The 971-nt window shown below is 52.1% G+C and carries 2 protein-coding genes; both read left to right on the forward strand.

Translation table 11 applies throughout. The features are described 5' to 3' along the window. The first annotated feature begins 110 nt into the window (after positions 1–110). Positions 111–326, forward strand: a complete 216-nt coding sequence (locus tag ACFW0C_RS09720) for an MbeD family mobilization/exclusion protein (protein WP_079967714.1) — start codon at positions 111–113, stop codon at positions 324–326. Between the two features lie 424 nt (positions 327–750). Beyond that, a partial coding sequence (locus tag ACFW0C_RS09725) for a hypothetical protein (protein WP_378107042.1) occupies positions 751–971 on the forward strand: 221 nt, incomplete at its 3' end.

The raw sequence follows: 971 nt of genomic DNA on the forward strand, positions 1-971 counted from the left end.
TGCAGCTCTAGACCTGCGGCTAACAGAGACGACGCTGAGTGAGGGTGAAACATGAAGAGGTACGGTTCGGAGAGGATTCGAGCTGGATGATACTGGCGGGGAAATAGCACATGACGGAGCTGGAAAAACAGTTGCTGAGCGCATTAGAGCAGCTACAGCAGGACTACTCGAAAAGGCTGGACGAGTGGGAGAACGCCTTCGCGGAATGGCGGACGATGTCTGGTCTTATGCAACGGGAGAACGCGGCGCTGAGCGAGCGCGTCACGGTCTTGAGCAGGCAGGTGCAGAGTTTGAGCGATCAGCTGCGCCGGTTGTCGCAAGGCTGAACGGAATCGAGGCGCACCGGGAGCAGCAGCGGGCGGCGCAGCACCAGAAAGCGCTGGAGCTGGAACGATCGCAGCGCCAGCGGACGTATGACGGTCCGTCGCTGTAACAAACCGGATAAAACGGGGGGGGCGGCGCAGATCCCCGCCGAAAGCCGGTGCCATTCACCCGGTTGCATGGCTATGCAGTCGGGTGAAATTTATCTGACGCGGAATGCGCGATTTAGTGGGGAGTTTACTGCCGGTTTTACCGGGCTGACGCCGCTTTCGCGCCGAACCCGCCCTGAGGCGGTGCCGGAAAGCACTGTTATGGTAAATGCGGAGTTAATGCATGCTCTTTTGACGTCACTTTTAAACTAAATTGACGTCCTGACGTCTAGTTAGTATTATTATTTTATACAAAAATACTGGATTTATAAACATGTCTTTGGCTCCTGGTGTTGTTCGTGACTCGATAATTGAATGTTTTTTAAGGCTTGGAAGAGAAGCTTCTATTGAGGAGATAACCAACGCTGTTTATTTGAAAATTGGAGAAATTTCAAAATCTTCTGTACGTTCATATCTGAGTTTAAATACCCCTGGTCTGTTCGAACGAGTAGATCGCGGTGTCTATCGCTTAAATGGTGATGCTGGTATTACTCCCTCGGT

It is taken from the genome of Aerococcus sp. NPDC058936 (assembly GCF_042741995.1).
In the GTDB taxonomy this organism is placed as follows: domain Bacteria; phylum Bacillota; class Bacilli; order Lactobacillales; family Aerococcaceae; genus Aerococcus.

What these genes read in the sequence shown, in the direction of transcription:
- ACFW0C_RS09720 (WP_079967714.1), top strand. Translation starts at nt 111, where the DNA reads ATGACGGAGCTGGAAAAACAGTTGCTGAGCGCATTAGAGCAGCTACAG.